Annotated in this window: 18 protein-coding genes; 14 read left to right on the forward strand and 4 right to left on the reverse strand. The window is 43.8% G+C overall.

Going from position 1 to position 21,457, the window contains the following annotated elements:
- Nucleotides 1-42 precede the first annotated feature (42 nt).
- The 6 genes from QUB35_RS15030 (at nucleotide 43) to QUB35_RS15055 (ending at nucleotide 6,191) form a co-directional block, all read left to right on the forward strand.
- Nucleotides 43-597, forward strand: coding sequence for a hypothetical protein (locus QUB35_RS15030; protein WP_333142656.1), 555 nt, complete (start codon nucleotides 43-45; stop codon nucleotides 595-597).
- Between the two features lie 138 nt (nucleotides 598-735).
- Nucleotides 736-1,623 carry a hypothetical protein gene (locus QUB35_RS15035; protein ID WP_333142657.1) on the forward strand — a complete coding sequence of 296 codons (888 nt, stop codon included), beginning with the start codon at nucleotides 736-738 and terminating at the stop codon, nucleotides 1,621-1,623.
- 183 nt (nucleotides 1,624-1,806) lie between these two features.
- Nucleotides 1,807-2,379, forward strand: coding sequence for a DUF2996 domain-containing protein (locus QUB35_RS15040; RefSeq protein ID WP_333142658.1), 573 nt, complete (start codon nucleotides 1,807-1,809; stop codon nucleotides 2,377-2,379).
- A gap of 385 nt (nucleotides 2,380-2,764) precedes the next feature.
- Nucleotides 2,765-3,586 carry an RNA polymerase sigma factor gene (locus tag QUB35_RS15045; RefSeq protein WP_333142659.1) on the forward strand — a complete coding sequence of 274 codons (822 nt, stop codon included), beginning with the start codon at nucleotides 2,765-2,767 and terminating at the stop codon, nucleotides 3,584-3,586.
- Between the two features lie 238 nt (nucleotides 3,587-3,824).
- Complete coding sequence (locus tag QUB35_RS15050) at nucleotides 3,825-4,277, forward strand: hypothetical protein (protein WP_333142660.1); 453 nt, start codon at nucleotides 3,825-3,827, stop codon at nucleotides 4,275-4,277.
- Between the two features lie 318 nt (nucleotides 4,278-4,595).
- Nucleotides 4,596-6,191, forward strand: coding sequence for a tetratricopeptide repeat protein (locus QUB35_RS15055; RefSeq protein WP_333142661.1), 1,596 nt, complete (start codon nucleotides 4,596-4,598; stop codon nucleotides 6,189-6,191).
- 998 nt (nucleotides 6,192-7,189) lie between these two features.
- On the opposite strand, the gene QUB35_RS15060 is transcribed toward QUB35_RS15055, so the two are convergent.
- Both QUB35_RS15060 and QUB35_RS15065 read right to left on the reverse strand, forming a co-directional pair.
- A complete protein-coding gene (locus QUB35_RS15060; protein ID WP_333142662.1) occupies nucleotides 7,190-7,618 on the reverse strand; it encodes a hypothetical protein in 429 nt (142 codons plus the stop codon).
- A gap of 288 nt (nucleotides 7,619-7,906) precedes the next feature.
- A complete protein-coding gene (locus QUB35_RS15065; protein WP_333142663.1) occupies nucleotides 7,907-8,110 on the reverse strand; it encodes a hypothetical protein in 204 nt (67 codons plus the stop codon).
- A gap of 203 nt (nucleotides 8,111-8,313) precedes the next feature.
- Between QUB35_RS15065 and QUB35_RS15070 the strand changes: the two genes are divergently transcribed.
- Nucleotides 8,314-9,714 (forward strand): NB-ARC domain-containing protein, encoded by a 1,401-nt coding sequence (locus QUB35_RS15070; protein WP_333142664.1) that lies wholly within the window; start codon nucleotides 8,314-8,316, stop codon nucleotides 9,712-9,714.
- 207 nt (nucleotides 9,715-9,921) lie between these two features.
- Nucleotides 9,922-10,985 (forward strand): ISKra4 family transposase gene (locus tag QUB35_RS15075; RefSeq protein WP_333142681.1). Its coding sequence is split into 2 segments (ribosomal slippage): nucleotides 9,922-10,078 and nucleotides 10,078-10,985, totalling 1,065 coding nucleotides; the frame shifts between segments, so codons are not numbered across the junction.
- Nucleotides 10,986-11,279: 294 nt separating this feature from the next.
- Here QUB35_RS15075 and QUB35_RS15080 read toward each other — a convergent pair.
- Both QUB35_RS15080 and QUB35_RS15085 read right to left on the reverse strand, forming a co-directional pair.
- Nucleotides 11,280-12,089, reverse strand: coding sequence for an alpha/beta fold hydrolase (locus QUB35_RS15080; RefSeq protein WP_333142665.1), 810 nt, complete (start codon nucleotides 12,087-12,089; stop codon nucleotides 11,280-11,282).
- Nucleotides 12,090-12,202: 113 nt separating this feature from the next.
- A complete protein-coding gene (locus QUB35_RS15085; RefSeq protein ID WP_333142666.1) occupies nucleotides 12,203-12,928 on the reverse strand; it encodes a lysophospholipid acyltransferase family protein in 726 nt (241 codons plus the stop codon).
- A 523-nt stretch (nucleotides 12,929-13,451) separates the two neighbouring features.
- Between QUB35_RS15085 and QUB35_RS15090 the strand changes: the two genes are divergently transcribed.
- The 6 genes from QUB35_RS15090 to QUB35_RS15115 all read left to right on the forward strand — a co-directional run bounded on the left by QUB35_RS15090 (nucleotide 13,452) and on the right by QUB35_RS15115 (nucleotide 21,444).
- Nucleotides 13,452-13,766 carry a hypothetical protein gene (locus QUB35_RS15090; protein WP_333104558.1) on the forward strand — a complete coding sequence of 105 codons (315 nt, stop codon included), beginning with the start codon at nucleotides 13,452-13,454 and terminating at the stop codon, nucleotides 13,764-13,766.
- Nucleotides 13,767-13,895: 129 nt separating this feature from the next.
- The gene (locus QUB35_RS15095; RefSeq protein ID WP_333142667.1) at nucleotides 13,896-15,623 is read left to right on the forward strand and encodes a succinate dehydrogenase/fumarate reductase flavoprotein subunit; all 1,728 of its coding nucleotides are present in this window, start codon (nucleotides 13,896-13,898) and stop codon (nucleotides 15,621-15,623) included.
- Between the two features lie 264 nt (nucleotides 15,624-15,887).
- A complete protein-coding gene (locus tag QUB35_RS15100; protein ID WP_333142668.1) occupies nucleotides 15,888-17,837 on the forward strand; it encodes a hypothetical protein in 1,950 nt (649 codons plus the stop codon).
- 316 nt (nucleotides 17,838-18,153) lie between these two features.
- The gene (locus QUB35_RS15105) at nucleotides 18,154-19,701 is read left to right on the forward strand and encodes a PfkB family carbohydrate kinase (RefSeq protein ID WP_333142669.1); all 1,548 of its coding nucleotides are present in this window, start codon (nucleotides 18,154-18,156) and stop codon (nucleotides 19,699-19,701) included.
- 2 nt (nucleotides 19,702-19,703) lie between these two features.
- Nucleotides 19,704-20,333 (forward strand): HAD family hydrolase, encoded by a 630-nt coding sequence (locus QUB35_RS15110; RefSeq protein WP_333142670.1) that lies wholly within the window; start codon nucleotides 19,704-19,706, stop codon nucleotides 20,331-20,333.
- A 121-nt stretch (nucleotides 20,334-20,454) separates the two neighbouring features.
- The gene (locus QUB35_RS15115) at nucleotides 20,455-21,444 is read left to right on the forward strand and encodes an SDR family oxidoreductase (protein ID WP_333142671.1); all 990 of its coding nucleotides are present in this window, start codon (nucleotides 20,455-20,457) and stop codon (nucleotides 21,442-21,444) included.
- The last annotated feature ends 13 nt before the right edge of the window (nucleotides 21,445-21,457 follow it).

Consider the following 21,457-nt stretch of genomic DNA (forward strand, 5'->3'; position numbering starts at 1 on the left):
GAGCCACAATTGTTATGGAAACCTACTAATGAGGAGACAGCGATGCAATTTTCCCCCGCTCGCCGAATTTTAGCTCCATTCCTGATCTCGGTACTGCTGTTAGTGACCGCCTGCGGTCAAACCCCAACCCAATCACGCTGGGACAAAGCCCAGCAGGAAAGCACCCAAAAGCCTGGTAAAGCACAGCAGACAACTGCTGATAAATCAAGTGCTAGTAATCAAAACCTGCCCAAGAAGGCAGTGGCAGGCGGTAAGTTAAATAAATACTTCCCGGCTTCTGGCGGTGGATTCGATCGCGTTTTTGCTCAAGAAAAATCCGGTTTTGCTGAAGCTAAGTTGAACAAAGACGGTAAAAATGTCGCGGTGCTCTCGATTAACGACATCGCCGGCAACCCCAACGCCGGTGCAAAATTCCAACAAAGTACCAAGCAAATTGCCGGCTATCCCGCCATTAATCAGGGTGCTAATATCACCGCTGTTTTAGTAGCAAATCGCTATCAGGTGAAAGTTCAATCCCGCAATCCCTCTTTTACCGCCAGCGATCGCGAAGCTTGGCTGTCAAAATTTAACCTCGGCGGCCTCGCCCGCGTCAAGTAGCAATGTCTCTTGTCAAACTCCGCGCCAGACTTGAGTCGGGCGCTATCAAAACTAAATTTGCCACAAAGAGAGTTTGAAGTTTTTGCCATCTGCCAAAAGTAATACCTTTGATTTTCGTTCCAGCATAAGGAGTTTTTTGTGAGCAAAACAGTCTTTGAATTAGTCGATCAACTGCCTCAAGACAACATGACTGTCAAAGCCCTGCGAGCGCTTGACTTTGTGGTTCCCGGTGAGTGGAACAATTTAGTTGGCTTTGAAAATACCATTCGCACCGTTACTGGCGAAACAGACGAAGAACTGATCCAGCAAATTGGCGAGCGCGCCATCTACCTGTACAACGATAAATCTGAGGGCTACCAGCGCGCTCTCTGGCTCTACCAAACGATCGACAGTGCCGACAAGGCTTTGGGCACTGCCGCCCTCGCTAACAAAGTCTCCCAAAATGTGCCGTTTTTGTCCATGCTCGGCAATCTCACTCCCAAGCCGGAAAAAGCTCAAACGATCGACCTTTCTCTGAAGTTAGTCACTGAGTTGCTCGCTTTTTGCCAAATCAACGGCATTCCCGGCGACAGCATCGGCGATTTTGCCGCATCCTTGGGTGACTACGGCGGCGAATCCCTGATGCGGATGGCTGCTTTGGTTTGTTTCGATGGTTTGATTCCTCTGGGCCCAGACTTTATCATGGCAACTCAGTCTTGGATTCAGAGGCTCTCCCCGAACGATTTGCAAGATAATTCGGCCTTTAAGTCGATCGGCGGCATGATTCCAGGGGGCTCTCCCGCAGGCCAGTTGGGCTTTATCGGCGAAAGCTTTAACTCGGTTTCTGGCTGGATGAGCTCTTTTGTGAGCGATCGAGGTTTGACTCCCCAAAACGTACTCGGCCACTTGCAGAATTTTGTAGATATTTCAGCAGACAAGGTGGACTACGTGGGCGCATTCCTCGACATGACTACCAACTACTACGAACACACCGGTGTTCAAACTCTCGCCCGCCGTTTGATTGAACGAGCTGTCGCTGAGATTTAGAATAACCAAAGGAGTTGTGATGTTTGCGGGCGATCGCCCTGTGAGAGTGTTTTCAGTTCAAATTTTTTTGACTAGCCATTCTCTCAGGTTGGTTTTCGATAAAATGTGTGCGATCGAGAAAGTCGATCGCCCGCTTGCTCAACTCCCAACTCCTTACCGAATCACTTTTACCAGGAAGCGTTAATGTCAGAAGAACCGAAAAATCCTACCGCTGGCGAATCGGAAACTCCCAGTGCGTCGATCGATCACGCCCCGAGTTCCGACACAGCCGAGACAAGCGACTTTCCCAGCACTGACAAGCCTCAGCCGGCTGCTAAAAAGCCCGCAGCCAAGGCCGAAGGCGACAAGCCCCCAGCTAAAGCTAAAAAGGAAAAAGCACCTGCTGTTGAAGACAAGCCCTTTGCGGAATTTATTCAACAAGATTATTTGCCCGCTTTGCAAACTGCTTTGACTAAGCAGGGCGTTAAGGATTTAGAGGTGAGTTTTACCAAGCAAAAATTTCCCGTTTTTGGGATGAGTTCCGCCGGGGATTGCTGGCAGGTAATTGGTAAATTCCAAGAAGGAGAGCGCCAATTTAACCTGTATTTTCCTCAAGAAAATATTCAAAGTCAAAGAGCCTTTTCCTGCGCGGAAAATAAGACCAAAACCAGCACTTTAGAGCCTTTTTTGATAGATGAGCGCAAGGTAACACTAGACCTCATGGTGTTTGGCGTCGTCCAGCGGCTTAACGCTCAAAAATGGCTAAATCTTAATTAACCTGAGTTCGGGATAAGAAGAGGGGGGGACAATAACTTACTCAAAGTCAACCCCTACTCTCCTTCTTAAGGCAGGGCTGTTTCATTCTCACCAAAAACATGAATTTTGACTCTTGTAGTGCCAAGAATGCCTACCCCCGACCTAGAGGATTTGATCGGCAGATCAGACCAAGAGGGCCGGCACGGGGAGTAGGGGTAGCACGGCCCCTACCGAGAATGAAACTGTCCTGCTTCTTAAGGGGGATTTAGGGGGATCTGGACTCAGGTAAAAACGAGATTGATCACAGGCTTTCAGGCGATTGTTGACACCAACGGGATCTTGGAGTATCCCTACGGGGAAGCTCACGATAGGCTGGTGTACTTCATAAATGTGGAATCTCCTGTAAATGGAAAGCAATAGCCATAGAACTCAAAAAATCAGGTCATCTTCTCAATCAGTGGCGGCATCAATCCTGTGGGATGAAACTGAAGATAAAAATACAATTTTTTGGCAAGAATGGCAGGCGCATCAAGATTATCTTTCCCATTGCTGTTTCAAGTGGATGAACTCAAACCCACTCGATGCCGAAGAAGTATTGAGTCAGGCAATGCTTAAAGCCTGGAATGAATGGCAAAACTATGGAATTCAAATTAAATGTCCTAAAGCTTGGTTAACTCAACTTCTCTATAACTTCTGCATAGATTTCCATCGAAAACGAAAACGAGAAACATTAATAATTGAAAACATAGACGAGATTAAACTTGAAGATTATCCAGCATTTTATTCTAACTTAGGATTTACTGAACCTAATATTATGAACCTAGAATGGGAGGCATATATCCACCACAAAATTGACTCCTTGCCTCCCAGAATCCGCGATACTTTTGTCTTATACCACTACCAAAATAAATCTTATCAAGATATTGCCAAGCTATTTCTATGCTCTGAAGAAAACGTCCGCAAATGCGTGAGCAAAGCCTGCCTAATTCTGCGAAGGCATTTAACCAAATATCTGGCCGGTGAAGATGATACTCCTCTAAATTCTTCCTCGCCCGCCTTAAAGTTGGTAATTCCTTTGCCAGAAAAGTCTCAACCCCAATGCAATTGGGAATCACTAATTCCCCCAAAAAGCCAGGATGAAGAAATTAGCTATCAAGTCACCGTACTATGTCTGGAAACTTTACCCCATCATTCCTACATCTGTACTACTCTTCTAGTCTGGAGATGAAAGTGCGTTGAGTCAGCCGTTGTTTATCCCGCCTTTGGGGAAGTTGAGAGGATATTGCAGCGGCTCAACGGTAAGATGAGCAAGGGTTCTAGGGGTTGAGGGGGGATTTTTGGGGAGAAAATTTGCTCGTAACTCGAAAAATTCCCAAATTGGGGTGGGAAAACGTCTAACTAATAAATAAGCGGTCAGATAAAACCGCTTAGAGTCCAGGCATTAGTTACATCTTTCTTAACAAAAAATGAGTACATCCCGCAAAATCCAGATCGCACTCGTGGCAAGTCTCCTGTGGTCATCTACATCCATAAGCAGCTTTGCTGCTACCAACTCGATTACCTCTGAAAAGTTTCAGTCAGACACGGTAAAACTTCCTGTGGAAAGTATTCCATCTAGGCAGTTAAATTTAACACCAGATACTAATTTAATTGCTGGTGATATTAGGAATCAAGTCAGCAGAATGATGTATGCTTCTTATACGTTCTCAAGATTTGACGAAATCTGGAAGAATCCAGTAGACAGGCAGAAAAGATTATTTGCTCACTGCAACGCTGTAAAAGAATTCCCAGTTAAACTGTGTTTTTCTTTTTTGCAACTTTGGTTAGGGGATTCAATAGAGACTTTCAGGGACGAAAATGATTTTACGGATATGGACAATATAATGGACGAGCTAAATAAAATGAGACGGAATAAATGATAATACGTGAGAGTAAAATCTCTTTTACTTTGGGGACATTACCAACTTAGTGCTGCTCCATTTCCGTGTTCAAAAACTTGAAGAAAAAGCGATCTTGCCCACTCGACGAAGGGCGCGATCGCTTTTTTTCGGAGTGCGTAGGCAACGCCCGTCTTAGATATCGCTTTTTGTTTACGAGAGAGCCATTGATTGACGCGATTACATTAATTTTTCTTAATAATAATTAATCTTTTTGGGCTTGTTCAGTTTGAGTAACTAAGACATAATCTGATCAAGGTAAATTATTCTATTTCCCCTTATCTATAGCCAGTCTAAATTATGTCTGGACACTTTGCCACATCATTGGTGCAGTTCTGCCAATCTTCTGGGCTAGAGATGAATGTTCACTTTTTCTTAGAAGAAAAGCCAATTAGACAAGAGCAGAAATTGAACTCTTTAAGTAAGTATGTTCAGAAATATCCCCAAGGATGGAAAAAAAGGTTAGAACTAGCTAATTTGCTTTACCAGATGGGAGACTGGCAACAAGCGGTTGCCGAATATCATCAAGTGATTGAGCGACAAGCGCAATTAATGGGTGTGCGGCTGCAACTAGGGAAACTATTGCAGCTAATGAAACGAGAAAAAGAGGCAATAGAAGTCTATGAAAAAGCCTTGTCGTGTTACGAAAACGAAGCGACTCAGCATCATATCAAGGGATTGATTGCAGTTTGTCGGGGTGAGAGTGACAAAGCAATTATTGCCTTTAATTTAGCAACTCATTTAGAACCTGAAAAAGTCGTTCACCGGCTGGCTTTGGCACAGGTGTATCAGCAGATAGAAAATCATCTTGGCGTGCTCTGTGCTGTGGAGCAAATTTTGGCAATCAACCCAGATGATGTTGTGGCGTTGATTTACAGCCAAGATGCGAATCTGGCGGTGGGGGATATGAGCGCCGCAACAGAGCAGTTGAGCAAGCTTATAGCTCTATTTCCGAATGATTTTAGGGTACTGCAACGACAAATTGAGCAACGTCTTCAGATGAGATTAGTTTCTGGTGAAGAGGGGAAACTGACGAAAAAGATGATTACCTCTTTACTGCTACAAACTCCTCATGGGGCTGAGGCTCACAATTCTCTGGGCTATTATCACATTTTCCGAGGCGATTGGCGGCAAGGTGTGGAGGTATTAGCAGAGTTTACCACCGAACACCCCAATTATCCTTATGGTTGGTATTACTATGGCCGGTGCTTATACGACACGGGAGAATATCAAAAAGCAGCACAGATGATGGCGAATGCTTATCAACTGTATCCCGATAATTGTGCAATTTATCAGGTCTTGTGTGAAATTTTACCGGCTGCCAAACGCTGGGAAGAATTGCGTTTTGTGGTAGAACAGATGCTGAAACGATTTCCTGAACGTTGGAGTGTTTGGGCGACTGCGGGGCGGGTGTTGGTGGAACACTTCAAAGAGATTGAACGAGGATGTAGTGTTTCTGAGCAGGGCACAAAACTTCAGCCGCAGTTAGTTGATACTTGGTTTCGTCATGGGCGGGTGTTGGCTTTGGCGCTTAAACATCAAGAAGCGGTGGAGGCGTTGGAGAAAGGATGGAAGTTGTTACCAGCGGGAATTTCTCTGCAATTCGTGCCGACGGCGTTGTGGCTGGCGGAGAGTTACCAGGTGCTGGGGGATGTTGGGGCTAGTCAGCGCTGGTGGAAAGTTGCCGGTGAGGGATGTCAGGAATTGAGAGCGTTTAACGGGGCTATGGCTGACTACTGGTTAGGGAGAGCTTGCGTGGGGTTGAGGGATAAGTTGGGGGCGATACAGGCTTATGAAATTGCTTTGAGTCAGCAGTTATTGTATCCAGCGCGTGGGGAGGTTGAGAAGAGTTTGCTGCGGTTGAAAGGTAAGAAGGGGAAGGGTTCTAGGAGTTGAGAGTGGATTTTTGGGGAGAAAATAATGCTCGTAACTCGAAAAATTCCCCAATTGGGGTGGGAAAACGTCTAAAAGATGTGGGAAGAAAAAAACACTAATCAACGTAAATTTCAACAAACGAGGTATTGTCGTATGAGCATTGTCAAAAAACTACCAGCGGTTTTAATCGCTGCGGCTGGTATCTCTTTGGGTTTCGTTGGTACAGCCTTAGGAATGAGAATTAAATAACTTCCACAAGTTTGTGGGATGGGCGTCCCGCCCGTCCTTTTTGGACGGGCGAGACGCCCATCCCACAATAACAATTAAAATTGTAAGTTATTTAATTCGCGATCCTTAGCAGAAACGATTTTATTAGGAGAGAAGACTCTCGGTCCTCAAGAGACATTGAACTTAATGCCAAAAGATATGAGGAATACAACGCTTTGCTTCCAGACAACTGATAACTTAGTGGGTAACCTAAAATTGCTTTATCTCACCGACAGGGTGGGCGGAATAGACGTAAAAATAGAAGATTTACAGGCTAGCCCTAAAGAACAATGTATATCCAAAAGAATGGGTATATATCCGGTAAAGGTAATAAATATGCAAAGAAACAGGCCTGAGTTTAGTGGATCTGTTCGTGTACGTGCGACGCAAGAATAAAGAATTACATCAGGAAGCGCACATCTAAAGGCCTAGGCTTGAAAAAGTCAGAATCTGACCAGACTAAGTATGTTTCACGAGTAGTAAAGCAGGGTGGATTTATTGTCAGAGGATAAGTAGGTAGGCGCAAATAAACCTTGCTGTGTAACCGAATGTAAAGCGGCTAGAACCTTAAGCGAATTGCGACGTTTAACGAACAATGACATACTTATGTATTTTCCCACTCATCTACTTAAATGTATCCTAGTATTTGCGATCGGGTCAGACCCGATCGCAAATACTATAATACCTTGCTCCTGCGACAATTAATCCACCCTGCCTTCGGGGGGGTCAGGGGGTGTCCCTGTGTCCCATTATTACTCACTCCTTTCTAGCTTTCCCAAAACAATTAAACTTTCTAAATCTTCCACAGCATCAGGCAGGAAATCTTGTACAGCCCTTCTTACCAACCGCAAAGCAGTTTCGTCAGCCCCTCCCAACATCCGCGTTAAATCTCCTATATCAATACCGCGACTAGCTTGTAGTTTCATCAAGACCAGATAAGGCAATCCGATAATTGGCAATCCATCGGGTGCTTTATTTGGATTTGTAATTGCCTCTCTTACCCAAGAATCTCTTGATTCAATTACATCCAAATAAGTACCATCAGGCAATTCCCAAGTGCTGCCACCAATGCTAAGTTCTCCCGTTCTCGTGCTACCAGCTTGCTCTAATTCTCGATAAAGATTAGCAGCATCTTGAGTTAATACTAAAATAGCCACGTCATCGGTCATTCTTTCAGGCATATAGAGCCGAGTAGCAATCCCTCCGACTACAACAAAAAGGGTTTTTTGAATGATCGTTTTAATGGGGAGCATCCCGAATTTGCAAATATATCCTACAAAATCGGGATGCTCCCGATCGGGACTTACGCGCTGACAAAAAAATAAGAGTGAAGTTAATCTATCACTCTTATTTAGCTTTGATGATATCTAATATGATGTCCGTTTAATTAATGTGATGCAATCTTGTAGAGACTTAGTAGACAAACTCCCTACAAGAAAAGCATTCAGGCAAACATCATATTGTGTGGTTTAGCAACCGCCAGACCCACCGAAACCTCCCATAAGAGGTTTTAAAGATACTGAAGGCATTTGATTTAGTGTCACCGATAACTTAGGAGCAGAAAATTGCTGCTGCGTATGCTGCATTTGATGTTTAAGCTGATGGCCAGCGTGTGCCAAGTGAGCATTGTGACGCATTTGCTCCAATATGTGGTCGTCTTTTTTGGAACTCATGATCTTTTCCTCCTATTAGGAGAGAGAAACAATAATCTAATCGTAGCTAGGCTAATTTGATATGTGTCCAGATTTTTCTAGATTTTTCTAGGGAATGCTAATATAGAAAAATATGGGAAAATCTGGAAAAATATTGACAAATCTGGATCAAATCTAATATAGTAGACCTACCGTTAAATAATCCTTCTCATAATGATTATAATATGCAATCTATGGATATTAAGGAAACAGTCGATCGCTTGGTCTTTGCGGAAACAGGTAAACACTTGAGCGATATTCAAAAGAAAGCAATAGAAGGAATCTGCCAAGACCAAACTTATGGTGATATTGGAAAAAATCATGGGTATAATGAGAAATATGTTGCTGACATAGCCGCCAAACTTTACAAAATCATCTCAACACAATTAGGATTACAAAAAAAAGCTGTTAATCAATCAACTTTTCTCAGCACAATAGAGGCAGCAAGAATGGAATATATTGGCTCACAGGTTGTTAAGGCAAATGATGTTAATGTTGTAGGCAATCATAATTTTAATATTTATTCAAATACTTCTAAATCCGAACATAATAATGATACTTCAGAAGCAGAAATTAATCCTCTATCTAATTACCAAGATTTATCAATTGCACCCAGAATTACTAAATTTTACGATCGCGCTTCCGACCTCGCTACCCTTTCAGAATGGATACTTACTCAAAATATTCCTTTAATTGCTGTATTAGGATTAACCGGAATTGGCAAAACTACTCTAGTTAAAAGATTTATTGATTTAAACAGTCAACAATTTGAAGTGATTATTTGGAGAAGCCTCAAATTTCCTAAATCATTAAATGATTTACTAACTAATATTTTAAATCGTTTATCCGATGAAAATAAAAGTTTGACAAATATCGAAGATCGATTAACTAAGTTATTTGAAATATTCCGTCAGAAAAAATGTTTAATTGTTCTGGACAATCTGGAAAATATTTTTATTAAGGGTCAACTAGCAGGACAATATCAGCCAGAATATGGTGATTACAAAACTTTATTTGAAATAACAACTCAAATTGAACATCAAAGCAGTTTAATTTTGATAAGTCAAGAAAAATGTCGAGAAATGGTATCTTTAGATAATGATTTAGATCTGATTAAAACATTAGAATTAAACGGCTTAAATGATGTAGAGTTTTTGAGCAATTTCAAATTAACAGACCGAGAATATTGGTCGAAATTAATTGATTTATACGATGGTAATCCTTTATATTTACATCATATTGGAACTTTAATTAAAGACGTATTTTCAGGCAAAGTTAGCAGTTTTCTTAATGAAAATAGCACATTATTGAATGAGGATTTAAAGTCGGTTTTTAATCAAAAATTTATCGAACTGTCGCCAATAGAACAACAAATTATTTTTGCACTCACTCAGCCAAAACAAGCATTTTCTATAGATGATTTGAAGTCGTGTTTATCTTCGCCTATAACCGATATTGCTGATGGTTTACGGTCTTTAAATAGACGGTATTTATTAAAAAAGATAGTAGAGGATGAAAGTTTATTTACTCTCAAACCCTTATGGATAGAGTATGCGATCGCAAATTCCCAAATTCTTCTAAAATAAGGTAATGAGAAAGGCGATCGCTTGTTTTATTATCAAGAAACTTCGAGCTCTGTAAGTTTTAGCCTGGATGGAAAGCAAGTAGCTATAAGTGGTAATGACGGTAAAGTTTTGCTGCGGCCTGTGAGAAACTTAGAGGGAGCATCCCGATTTTGCAAATAGACTGCCAGCAGCTAAAATCAAAACAGTAGATCAGGGAAAAAAATGAGCATAACTCCCGAAGAACAATTACGCTTATCAGCTTGTATTCAAGAAATAGCGCAAATCCTTTACAAAAATACAGATTCAGCAGAAATAGCTACCTTAGAAAGGCTTGAGAAAGTAGTACGTCAACAGATGTTAGAATATGTCAGCCCCAAAGTTGCCCTTTTTTTATCCAAAAAGTAACCAAAACGGTTAAAGGGCGATCGCGCACACTCAACAGTTGTGTAGGACGGCTCTTCATTACACAAAAACAAGCAAACCGCTTGGGGATCGAGCCTTACAGCCGTAGAAGTCCTCTGTTAGAAAAATGCTGTTTTTTACTTTCGGCTTCTGAGTCGTACCAAAATGCCTCTGTTGACCTAGCCACCCTCACAGGAGTCTATGTCAGTCATAGCAGTCAACACAGGCAAGTGCAGCGCCAAGAATTTTCCGTCTTGCAAGCTAAAGGTGCGATCGCACAAGTCAGCATAGATGGCGGTAAAGTGCGACTCCGAACAGAACAGGGACTTCCGTGTGAGTGGCGCGACTATAAGGCAGTGCGCTTGCAAGACCTTTACTATGGCGCTTTCTTCCAAGATAACTTAAGCCTCACCGATTGGGCGAATAGTCAGCCGCTAACTAATCCTGTAATCTGTTTAGGAGATGGTCACGATGGTGTCTGGAATTTATTCAAGGAAATAGGGACAACGGAACAACGGCAAGAAATCCTAGACTGGTATCACCTGAAAGAAAATCTGTATAAAGTGGGTGGCTCCGGTAAGCGGATAAAACTTGCTGAGGCCTTGTTATGGCGTGGTCGGGTGGAAGATGCGATCGCCATTTTTGATAACTGCCATCGTCGGCAAGTGATTAATTTCCGTGCCTACCTCAAAAAACACCGTTTTCGACTTGTGGACTATGAAACTTGTCAGGAATTGCAACCAGGTTCCATTGGTTCGGGAGCGGTAGAATCAGCGGTCAAGCAGATAGGTAGAAGGCTCAAAATTTCAGGAGCGCAGTGGAAATCTGAAAGTGTCTCTCAAATGTTGCAACTTCGTTGTGCCTACTTGAATGGTGAATTTGCAGTTTAATATTTTTGCTTTTTGCAAAATCGGGATGCTCCCTTTTAATGTTTGTCACGGGATGATTCCAAGTTCTTTTATTCAGAAAATCTTGACTGCTGCCACTACCGGGACGGCATCTACGCAGTGCAATTTCAATGTAAAGTTTTCGTCTTTGTTCGGGAAGCTTGAGATTGAGCATAATTCAATACGGTTCAGTTAAGGAAAATCATACCGAAAATGTTGGGCGGAGTGAAACGGAGGGTTCGTTCCTCAACCCAACCTACGCACTACGCACGGTCAGTTTTTGTAGCACTAACTAAACTAATAACTAATAACTAATGACCTATTTGTCAAAAAATTGCGAGCTTGCATAATCCCATAAAGGTTAACATCTGTTTCTAACAAACAAGCATGACCGCTGTTAGCCAGCAGCACCATTTCAGCTTTGGGAATTACCTTGACTAAAAGCTTCGCTTCTACTAGAGAAGGCAGCAGCCGATCGGCACCGCTAGCAATTACTAGCGTCGGCTGTTTGATGCCGCGCAACTGATTTTCGTCAACATTAAACGATCGCACTAACGCCAATCTCCACACGGACGTGTTTTGCGGTACTGCTTGCATCGCTTCTAGCAAAGCGCGGCGATCGTCGCGCCCAATCTTTCCTAATGATGCTAATATCGGCAATAAACCGATTACCGACAGCGGATAAAGGTTGGCCGGCAGCCACTGAGTCAGATACGAGCCCCACTGCACCCAAGGCTGCTGTCGAAACGAAGAAGCTGGATTGACTAAAATTAATCGATCGCACACTTGAGGAGCTTCTAACACAACTTTCATCGCTAAACAGCCCCCAAATGACTCGCCGCACAGATAAACCGGCCGCTTCGGCTTTCCGGCTTGCTTTTCTGCTTCAATTAAGGCAATTGTTTCGCTAACCAGTACGTCCCAACTAGGCGTATCGTCCGCAGGTAAAGTTAAGCAACGGATGTCGAAATGATTGGCTAATTTAGGAATTTGGGAGCGCAGCAGCAAACCGCCCCCGTCCATACCGGGCAGAAATACAAATAAAGGGCGATCGGGTTTCGGCGGTTTGGGGGTTAGGAAACGAATCTTGTTGTTAGCATTTGCCATGATTCAAGTCAATCGATTTTAGATTTTAGATTTTAGATTTTAGATTGGAAATCTGACACCAGCCCACAGTCAACAGCCAACAGCCAACAGCCAACAGCCAACAGTCAACAAACTTACAAACAACCTCGTTGGAGTAATTCTGCAATTTCTCCCTGACAGTGGTTCGTGAGTTCAGCAACAACAGCTTTGGCTTTTTTGCCTTGATATTGCTGCTGTCTCTCGACAGTAATCCAGTAAGGCCGGCCGATTAAAACATTAACTCGCTGATAAATTATCACAGGATGCCACCCAGATCGATCGAACAGCGGTTCCGAAGGATCAAACAAACTCAACAACTTGAGCGGTACACCCGATCGTACTGAGTGTTCCTCAAAAGAACTAATCGCCACCGGCAAAACTGCCAAATCCCGCACCGGTGCTCGCAAAGCCAAATGAGCAAATCCCCGCTGAAACTTCCCCACAGTATTCGGCCCCGTCAGCTTCACCATCGGTTCTGCACCCTCTGGAAACACCCCCACCATCTCGCCGCCTTGCAGTAGCGCTGTCGCTTGAGAGAAAAAATGCTGCTGTCGGTGTTCCGGTGCTTCCAAGGGGAAAGCGCCGAAAGTCGTGACCACTTCCCTCATCACCGGAACTTGACCCATGTAATGATGACAAGCAAAGCGGATCGATCGACCCAAAGCCGCCGTCAGCAGCACAGGATCTAAGAAACTGCGGTGATTGCTCACCACCAGAACCGGACTCTCTTGGGGAATCCGGTCTTCGCGGTACATAAACATCTGCGTTCCCAAACCAGCCAGGAAACAGCGCGAAATCAGCAATTTGCTCTCTGAAGACATGGGCGAAAAGACAGGTGCGACGCTATAAAGGTTGATTCCATTCCCCCGCAGCTTAACATTTCTTTACCAAGTCGGGGCTCCCTCAAAAAGTAGACTTTCCCCTTGTGCCTTTGTTTCGTAAGCTGTTGGACATTTAAACTGTGAACTAAAATTTGATAAAGTTCTTGTGGGGAGTAGGGGTTGGGCCAGAAAGCCCGCACAAAAAATACGATTTAGATTCAGAACAGCTTAGTCCTGGACGCAGGGGTTGCCAGAAACCGGGTTTTTTGCGAAAAGACGCGTTACAGCCCGCCAAAACAGTAAAAAACCCGGTTTCTTTGTCGGAGTGCGTAAGTCTTGTTTCGGCCAAATTTCCCAGTCAGAAACAAAAATTCATAAAGTGTTGTTGCAAACTTCTATAAAAATGTTTAAAACAGCCCTAAAACCAGGTTGCGGCAGCTAAACTTAGAAATTTACAGTGGCCATTGACACACTGTCAAAGTATTTTTGGACAAGTCGTAATAGCAATCTCGCGAGGCATCAAATGAATAACATCCAAAACTATCGCCTTAAATGTACGCTCACCTTTGGCGACATTTACGGTCAAATCATTGTTTGGCTGATAGTCATCTTCCTAAGTCTAGCGTCGGCACTCGCCTTGTGGAGTAGCGCCCGCCAAATCTTCGCCTTGGCTACCGTCGGCTTGATTTTAGTGCTGTCTCTGCCCTTCTTGCTGTTTGCTTTCGTTACAACTCTGCTAAATAACATTGAAGTGCTTGCTGTAGAACCCGGTACGGAAACTCAACCTTCTGCAACGGGAAATCAGTCCACTCAGCAGCCTATCGAAAGCGCCGGCTAGTCCAATGTGAAATTTTAACTTTTGATTTCCCATTCAAATCAAAAGTTAAAAAACTTCCTGCTCTTTTGGTAGGAAGTTTTTTTTTGCGTCACGATAAGTTGAGCAGAACACTCAAAATAATTCAAAAAGATGCTAGAACACGACGTAATCATTGTAGGCGGCGGTTTAGCAGGTTGCCGCGCCGCAGTAGAAATTGCTCGGACTGACCCCAGTTTAAAGGTAGCTGTCGTCGCCAAAACTCACCCGATTCGATCGCACTCCGTCGCAGCCCAAGGCGGCATGGCCTCCAGCCTCCAAAATGTCGATCCCGAAGACAGTTGGAAAGCCCACGCCTTCGACACAGTAAAAGGTTCAGACTATTTAGCCGACCAAGACGCGGTAGAAATCCTCACCCGCGAAGCACCCGGTGTAGTCATAGATTTAGAACACATGGGAGTCCTCTTCTCCCGCCTCCCAGACGGCAGAATTGCCCAGCGCGCTTTCGGCGGACATTCCCACCGCCGCACCTGTTACGCTGCGGACAAAACTGGTCACGCCATCCTCCACGAATTAGTCAACAATCTGCGCCGCTGCGGAGTTCACATCTATCAGGAGTGGTATGTCACGCGCCTGATTTTGGAAGAAGGCCAAGCCAAGGGGGTAGTTATGTACCATCTGCTAGACGGTCAAATTGAGGTTGTCCGTGCTAAGGCGGTGATGTTTGCTACGGGCGGTTACGGCCGAGTTTACAATACCACGTCGAACGATTACGCCTCGACGGGAGACGGTTTGGCGATGACGGCTTTAGCTGGATTGCCGCTGGAAGATATGGAATTCGTGCAGTTTCACCCGACTGGTTTGTATCCCGTGGGAGTGTTGATTTCCGAGGCTGTGCGGGGCGAAGGCGCTTATTTGATTAATTCAGAGGGCGATCGATTTATGGCTAATTATGCGCCGTCGCGGATGGAATTAGCGCCCAGAGATATCACTTCGCGGTCAATTTCCATAGAAATTCGCGCCGGCCGAGGGATTAATGTTGATGGTAGTGCCGGCGGCCCCTTTATCTACCTCGATTTGCGGCACATGGGACGCGAAAAAATTATGAGCAAAATTCCTTTTGCTTGGGAAGAAGCCCACCGTTTGTTAGGAATTGATGCCGTAAATCAGCCGATGCCCGTGCGCCCTACGGTTCACTATTCAATGGGGGGAATTCCTACTAATGTTAGCGGCCAAGTTCGCAGCAGTCCTGACAGTTTAGTAGACGGTTTCTTTGCAGCGGGCGAAGCAGCTTGCGTGTCCGTTCACGGCGCCAACCGTTTGGGCAGCAACTCGCTTTTAGAATGCGTCGTTTATGGCAAAGTTACTGGCGCAACCATAGCACAATTCGTACAAAATCGCAAGTTGCCGACAGTAGACGAACAGCGTTATATTATGGAAGCAAAAGAGCAAATTCAGGCACTTGTAGAGCGTCCCGGAAAATACCGCATCAATCAAATCCGGCAGCAGTATCAAGATACTATGACTGAGTATTGTGGTGTATTTCGTAGCGCCGAATTGATGCAGGAAGGTTTAAAGAAATTGGAGGATTTAGAGCGACAATATGAGGAGGTTTACTTAGACGATAAAGGCAAGTTGTGGAATACGGAAATTGTGGAAGCTTTGGAGTTGCGGAGTTTGATTATTGTCGGAAAAATGATTTTAACTTCTGCTTTGAACCGCCAGGAAAGTCGGGGAGCTCATTCGCGGGAAGATTTTACTGAGCGCGATGACGGCAATTTCTTGAAGCATACAATGGCGTATTATTCGCCGGCGGGGATTGATTTGGCTTATATGCCGGTGGCGATTACGATGTTTGAGCCGCAGGAGAGGAAGTATTAATTTCTGATTAGCCGTAACCCCCTAATTCAAGGGGGGTATTTTTTTTGATTACGCTAAAATAAGGGCGTTTATAAAATATCAGCAAGGAATAAAAAGAGGGCCACTGACTCCAGCCATATTATCCAAATATCCCGTAGCTTGCATAAAAAACTACTATGTGTAATAATTAAAGGTTAAGGGTTAAATTTAATACTCCCGTTGTCAACTACCAATTTTCAGCATAACCCGCGCCGGACAACTTGTAATTTGCTTTTTGAGGAAAAAATGAGTAAGTGGACAAGAACCTTTACTTTTAAAGGTAAAGAGTTATATTACAATCGGATAAAATTCAATAACCCGACAGAAAGAGCCGTAGAAATTTCCATTGCCTTTGACTTTATTGCTAATCTAAGGAATCCTCAGAAAATTCTTGAAATTGGCAACGTACTCTCCCACTACGAAAACTCATTGAGCGAAAATATTGGGATCAGATCGAGACGAATTGTAGATAAATTTGAAGTCGATCTAGGTGTAGAAAATCAAGATTTGATGAGCTTGCCATCAGCGGAAAAATATGACGCAATAGTATCAATTTCCAGTGTAGAGCACGTAGGGCAAGGAGACGATCCTTCAGGAGGCTATGGGGAACAGATAGAGTACCGCGATCTAGAGGGCCCCCTAAAGGCGATCGCAAAAATTTACGATCTACTGGCTATTGATGGAAAAGCCTTGATTACCGTTCCTTTTGGAAAACTTACAGATGCAGAATGGTATATTCAATTTAGCCAAGAATATTTAGATGTTTTATGGAAAAAATATGGTATTCCGAAAGATGCTATATCCGCCAACTACTTAAAGCTGATAGATAGGGAAACGGTAGATGAAAAGCACTATATGCTTTGGAAAGAAGTAAATGCTTTAGAACTTAGGGATAGTGAATACGGATGGCCTTGGTCACAAGCTAATGCAATTGCCGTCATAGAACTTACCAAAGTCTCCAGCGAATTTAATCTCAACTTAAACCTAGAACCAACCGATTTGTATTACAATATGACTTACGAACAACGGAGAGAGTTTGAAAATTGCAAAGCCCAACTTCATCAGATTCAGAGAGAGTTGGCGCAGTCGCAGTCGCAACTCTATCAAACTCAGGCAGAGTTAGAACAATCCTTGACGGAACTAAATCAAAGTCAGAAAGAGTTAGAAGTAGTTCAAAGTCAAAGTTATCCTATTCAAGGAGAATTGGAACTGGCGCAAGCTCAACTATTTAAAACTCAGGAAGAGTGCGCTCAATTTCAGTCCCAACTATATCAAGCTCAGGAAGAGTTGGAAAAAGTCCATCCCCAACTACATCAAACTAGAAGTGAGTTGGAAATATCCGAGTCAAAACTGTACAAAACTCAGGGAGAGTTGGAATTAACCGAAGCTCAACTATATCAAACTCAGGAAGAGCGCGATCGATTTGAGTCGCAAATGTATCAGGCTCAGGAAGATTGCGAATTAATACAAATTCAACTGCATCAAATTCAGGGAGAATTAGAACTCTTCCAAGCCCAATATCATCAAACTCAGCAAGAATTGGAACTATCCCAATCCGCACACTATCAAACTCAGCAAGAATTGGAATTATCCCAAGCCGAACACCATCAAACTCGGAAAAAATTGGAACAGTCACAGTCTCAACTGCACTCGACTCAGCAAGAATTGGAACTATCCCAAGCCGAACACTATCAAGCTCAGCAAGAATTGGAACAGTCACAGTCGCAACTCCACTCGACTCGGCAAGAATTGGAATTATCCCAAGCCAAACACCATCGAACTCGGAAAGAATTGGAACAGTCGCAGTCGCAACTCCACTCGACTCGGAAAGAATTGGAACAGTCGCAGTCACAACTGCACAAAACTGCGGGGGAATTAGAGAGATGGCGTTTTCAGGAAAATGCCGTCAAAAATCCAGATGAAAATAATTCAGTGCAGTACGGCGTTCTAGTATGGGAAGCCTGGTATGCTTATCGCAACCACGATAGGGCTGGGATGTCTCATTCTCTACAGAAATCTTTGAATTGTACGCCTTTCTCACCGACAGAAACTATTGTGAACTGGTTGGAAAATTTTGGTCGCTTTTCCTTAGAAAAAGGCGAGTATCTCGATACGAACTCCCTGAGCAATTCCCTCGAATGGAAAGAATTGATCAGGCGTGTCCTTGCTGTTAAAACTAGGGTAGGGCGGATCTAGGCTCAGGTGGCGGGAACACTAGGCTTAAGCGAGAGTCTAGTGTTTAAAATAGCCACCGGGAAGCTCAGCGCACACACCCATTCTCCCTGAGAGCATCGTCTGTTTGTAGCTTTGCTCTTAAAACTGTTCAGGAATAGCGTCGCCAAAGTGAAATCGGCTCCGGTTTGGGTGAAAAAAGTCCGTTCATCTTTTTTAACGCAAGTTTGTAGATGCGCCATCGCGAACATCACCTGGTATAGTTACAAAAACGGGGATTCTCCCGTGTTGTAGGGTGGCAAGCCCGTCAGAGTTGGAAATTACACCATTTAGTTCAAAGATGCTGACAAAGAACACAGAAAAATATCTTGATTTTGAAACTTGTAAAGAGGTACTTGCTAATGTCCGAGAGCAGAACCGTAAGATAGTGCTCTGTCATGGGGTGTTTGACCTCCTTCACCCGGGTCATATTGCCCACTTGCAAGAAGCTAAAGCTTTGGGAGAGGTATTGGTAGTTTCAATTACCGCAGCTAATTACGTCAACCGAGGCCCTGGCAGACCAGTTTTTTCCGACGATTTGCGACTTTATTCGATTGCTTCTTTAGCTTGCGTAGACTACGTGCTATTGGCTCCTGTGGCTACAGCTTTAGATGTACTCGATCGAGTTCAGCCAAATTTTTACTGCAAAGGTCACGAATATGCTGACCACAGTCAAGATGTTACTAAAAATATTGACCGGGAAGCCGATCGAGTCAAAGCTTACGGCGGAGAAATTCGCTATACAGGCGAGATTGTTTTTAGCTCAACAAAGCTGCTCAATAACTACACGGATGTGTTGCCACCCCATATCAAAAGCTATGCCATCCAATTAAGCCAGCAATACCCTTTTGAGGCAATTCGCAAGGGCGTTGATGCGATGCAAAAGCTCAAAGTATTAGTGTTGGGGGACGTAATTATTGATGAATTTGTTCACTGTACAGTGCAGGGTTTGACTTCTAAGGGCAGAGTTATTTCGACTCGCTTTTTGAAAAAAGAGCAGCATTTAGGAGGTTCTTTGGCTATTGCTCGCCACATGGCTACTTTTGTAGACTCTGTAACTGTGGCTGGTGTGGTGGGGAATGAGCCAGACATTCACAGCTTGATTTTGAATAATATAAATGGCGGTATTCGGCTAGATTTACAATATGAAAATGGTGCCGCCACCGTCACCAAACGCCGTTACATTGAGCGGCAGGGAATGAGGGATAATTACACCAAGCTGTTTTCTATTAATGAGCTGCAAGAAGAAGGACCGGCGCCCAATCAGCGACAAAATTTGTTAGAGCGTTTGCGAAAAACGATTAGGGATTATGACATGGTAGTGGTTGCAGATTACGGACATGGATTGCTGGATTCTGAACTCATGGAGATGGTTCAAAATGAAGCTTCTTTTTTGGCCTTGAACTGCCAAACGAATAGTGCCAATTACGGCTATAACTTAATTACTAAGTACCGCCGAGCTGATGTTTTTTGCTTGGATGAACAAGAACTACGTTTAGCGTTTTCTAGCCGTTACGGAGACCACAATTATCTGCTTAAAGGCTTGTTCCAACATCTAGATTCTCAGCAAGGATGGCTCACTTTAGGTTCTGCGGGAGCGTTGGGGATCAATGCTAAAGGAGAAGAAGATGTGAGTCCAGCAATGACGTTGGCAGTAAAGGATACAATAGGGGCGGGCGATGCGTTTTTTGCTCTGGCTAGCTTGAGTGCGAAGCTGGAATTACCGATCGCAGTTGGTTCGCTGCTGGGGAATTTGGCTGGGGCAATTTCAGCTAATACTCTTGGGAATGCTGAACCTGTAGAAAAAGCTCGGTTGTTGAAATTTGCTACTACAGTTTTAAAGGTATAGAGATGCCATCTTTTAGCAAGCCGCAAGCAATTTTGTGCGATCGCGATGGCACTCTAATTGAAGATAGCCACTTCCTTAGCCACCCCGACCAAATTGAGTGGATTCCGGGAGTGCTCGAAGCGCTAAAATTCCTGAATACTCAGGACATCTCAGTATTGGTGCTGACTAATCAATCGGGAGTAGCTAGGGGTTATTTCCCAGTGGAGGCAGTGGAGGCAGTTAACGATCGAATGCGACGGGATGCTGAAGTGGCTTCAGGGGCGATCGCCGATTTTTATTACTGTCCCCATCACCCGAAAGGTGAAGTTATCCAGTATAGTTACGTTTGTGAGTGTCGCAAGCCGTCGCCTGGGTTATTTCTCCAAGCGATGGCCGACCACAGTTTAGACCCGACGCGGTGCTGGGCGATCGGGGATAGACTCAGGGATTTAGAGCCTGGTTTGCAGTTAGGGATGAAAGCTTTTCTGGTGAAAACTGGCTATGGAATACAGGAACAGCAACATTTGTCTAAATCTCCGTTTTACGATCAAATAACGGTAATTTCATCAATGGGAGAAATTAGTGGCTTTATCCAAAACACGAAGAATTTTACGCCGTCAAAAATGTTAAATGTAACACCTTTGGTGGGATGATTAATATATTAGACAGGGGTAAAAATAAAGTTTAGGGAAGGCAAGATGCCTACCCCATAACAGTTTTTATAGAGGTCTATTAACCCAAGTCAAAATAATTGAGGAATGTAGGGTGAATCAAATGCAACAAGTTTTAGTCACAGGTGGAGCAGGTTATGTGGGGGCTGTTCTAGTTCCTAAACTACTTGAAGCTGGATATCGAGTTAAGGTTGTGGATTTGTACATTTATGGAGCAGATGTTCTATCCGCAGTCAAAGACCATCCGGGCTTAGAAGAGATTAAAGGAGATATTCGCGATCGTCCGCTGCTCGAAAAAATCCTACCCGGATGCGATGCTGTTATCCATCTAGCTTGCATTTCCAACGATCCGAGTTTTGAATTAGATCCAGACCTCGGTAAGTCGATTAACTACGATGCTTTTGTTGACTTAGTAGATGTTGCAAAAAACAGTGGAGTAAAACGGTTTATCTATGCTTCTTCTTCCAGCGTGTACGGCATCAAAGAAACCGAAAATGTGAGCGAAGAACTGCCACTGCAACCTTTAACAGATTATTCCAAATACAAAGCAATGTGCGAGGACGTGTTGCTGGCAAAGCGGGAACCGGGGTTTGTTACATTGATCCTGCGGCCGGCCACCGTCTGCGGTTATTCCCCTCGTTTGCGGCTGGATTTGACCGTTAATATTCTCACTAACCACGCTGTCAATAACGGTAAAATCACGGTGTTTGGCGGCGAACAAAAACGACCGAACATTCACATTGAGGATATGACAGACCTTTATATCAAGTCGCTCGAGTTGCCTGATGAGGCGATAGACGGCAAAATTTTCAACGCGGGTTATGAAAATCATACTGTGATGCAAATTGCTCAAATGGTGCGAAATGTGGTAGGAAAACAAGTAGAGATTGTCAGCACGCCGACCAATGACAACCGCTCTTATCACATTTCATCGGAGAAGATTAAGCAGGAACTTGGGTTTGTGCCGCAGCACACAATAGAAGATGCCGTGCAGGATTTAGTAAAGGCGTTTGATGCTAATTTGATTCCTAATCCGATGACGGATAGCCTTTATTACAATATTAAAGTCATGCAAGAAATTAACCTGAAGTAAGTAAATGGTTGGC

It is taken from the genome of Microcoleus sp. B13-B6, from assembly GCF_036705405.1.
In the GTDB taxonomy this organism is placed as follows: domain Bacteria; phylum Cyanobacteriota; class Cyanobacteriia; order Cyanobacteriales; family Microcoleaceae; genus Microcoleus.